3 protein-coding genes are annotated in these 1,640 nt (G+C 42.9%); all 3 read right to left on the reverse strand.

Annotated features, from left to right (window positions below; all coding sequences use genetic code 11):
- Nucleotides 1-55: 55 nt before the first annotated feature.
- From LD39_RS19745 to LD39_RS19755, 3 genes are read right to left on the reverse strand one after another with little or no spacing between them, the layout of a single operon-like run.
- Complete coding sequence (locus LD39_RS19745; RefSeq protein WP_035552422.1) at nt 56-520, reverse strand: Hsp20/alpha crystallin family protein; 465 nt, start codon at nt 518-520, stop codon at nt 56-58.
- A 52-nt stretch (nt 521-572) separates the two neighbouring features.
- A complete protein-coding gene (locus LD39_RS19750) occupies nt 573-815 on the reverse strand; it encodes a spore germination protein (RefSeq protein ID WP_035552424.1) in 243 nt (80 codons plus the stop codon).
- 25 nt (nt 816-840) lie between these two features.
- Nucleotides 841-1,083 (reverse strand): spore germination protein, encoded by a 243-nt coding sequence (locus LD39_RS19755; RefSeq protein WP_035552426.1) that lies wholly within the window; start codon nt 1,081-1,083, stop codon nt 841-843.
- Nucleotides 1,084-1,640: the final 557 nt, after the last annotated feature.

Below are 1,640 nucleotides of genomic sequence, written 5' to 3' on the forward strand. Positions count from 1 at the left end.
CTTTTTTTTCATTTTGTGTCATCACCTCCCCCTAAAATAAGTGTATGTGGGATCTCTACTCAATAATAATATCTTTCAGCTCTTCCCTGCTTTTCTCATAACTCAATACCATCAACCCGTTTGAAAAAGAGGTGTGAATGTATTTCCCTTCCACAGAATGGGGTAAATCAATGGCACGCTGGTGTTCTCCATAAACCCTTTCTGCCTGTACGGTAATGGCATCCGTAATAGAAGGCAGAACATGAACCGTGACGTACAGTTTGGTTCCAGAACTAGATAAGTGGATATTCTCCTTTTCCACTCCTGGAAGTTCTATAAAAACAACAACGTGGGTTTCCGTCATAAAAATGTCTGTTTTCGGATAGTCTTTTACATCAAATAGGTCGCTTTTTACTTCTTCCTTTACTTGATCCTCTGCAAATGGATGGTTAGACTCCTGGTCAAAGACATGATTCCAGAAGTCTCCACTTTGATATTGATTTGCAATTTTCAACCATTCTTTCAAACGGTCCATGTCCATAAAATTCTCCTCCTACTAAGAATTTTGCTATAGGGTTTCAGGCATGGATTCCTTAAAGTTGATTGGTCCACGGTAGAGACGGGTTAGCGATTTGGTCCTGATCACTCACGTCACTGTCGAACACTCCAGTCGACATACATGAACCAGTCAGAGACAAATCTCCTAATGAGAAATTCGCTCCGTTCAACTTGGTATTTGCCGTGTGACTGTTATGAACAGTCGCTCCGATGTCAATGTTACCGTTCTGTGTTACTCCGTTCGTTTTCATATTAAGAATGTTTATTAAAAAAGGCATTTTATCACTGTCCTTCCCTTAACAATTAGGATTGAGCCGAATTCGTGTTGGTCGGGTTTGCAATTTCTCCCATATCATTCAAATCTGGATCAATAAATACATTTTCCATTCCTGAGCTGGTCGGGGATACGTCTCCATAAGATGAGTTCTGACCTTGGGATTTGGTGTTTGCCGTTGGTGAGTTGTGGAATGCATCACCAATGTTAAATGAGCCATTGCTAGCAATACTGTTAATTTTTATGCTGTATATGTTGATGAAAGATGGCATTTGTACCTCCTCCTGTTTCTTCAGTTACCAGTACTATATGCGATGAAGAAATTAGAAGTGTATGGAATCTTGAGAATGATGGAAGAAGGAGTTATCTTTTATTCAGCATAAGTGCAGGATTGTGGAAGACTTAATTCCGAGAGGGTTGTCAGACTGTATCCTTTTCTTGGGGCAGAATTAGGAGGTCCTGGAAATCACTCGCTTTCCGTGGGCATGTGGTGAGCTTCCTCAGACTTCGTCTTCCGGGATCTCACCGATCATGTTTATCCCACAGGAGTCTCGCAATTTCCATGACCTCCTTGCGTTTGTTTCGTATAACGGAAACGATTCTTTTTTAGGTCGTCGTTCCATGCACGAGCCCTGTAATAACAGGATTTCTGACTAAACATTCTAACTCCTGTATAAGGGACCGTTCATCAAAAAATAGCTGGGATGGCGGGGAAACGGCGAGACTCCCGCGGGAGAAGGGGCTAAGCGAGATCCCGCAGGGCGGAGCCCGAGGAAGCTTGCCAGGTCCCCCGCAGGAAAGTGTTCAAATGCGGAAACGCCCTGGTAGA

The sequence above is a fragment of the Halobacillus sp. BBL2006 genome, assembly GCF_000786645.1.
Lineage (GTDB): Bacteria > Bacillota > Bacilli > Bacillales > Halobacillaceae > Halobacillus.